Here is a 316-nt window from a genome sequence, read left to right on the forward strand (position 1 = left end):
GTCATGGTGTGGATGGCGCAGTGGCAAGCCGGTGAGACGGTCGAAATGGTGAGGTTGTCGCAGCGGATTCCCCTGGATTCTCCCTGGTATGTGACGGCTCTGGTGTTAAGGGCGGTGCAGCCTTTGCTGCCGCTTGCCAGTGGCAGCAGGGATTGGTTGCAAGCGCTCTCTGCCACCACGACTGGATGGGTCGCAGATCCGGCCAGACTGGATCTGTTCCATCTGGATCAGGTGATGTTGCAGTTGCAGGTGCTGAATACCATGGGGGGAGCGTCGATGCGGTCGGTGTTGTTGCAGGCGTTATCCTTGCGATTAC

At 58.9% G+C, this 316-nt stretch carries 1 protein-coding gene; it reads left to right on the forward strand.

What is annotated here, in order from left to right; all coding sequences use genetic code 11:
• The coding region (locus tag Q4563_RS18330) for a hypothetical protein (RefSeq protein ID WP_303605526.1) at nt 1-316 on the forward strand (316 nt) is incomplete at both ends.

This window comes from Gilvimarinus sp. 1_MG-2023 (assembly GCF_030548285.1).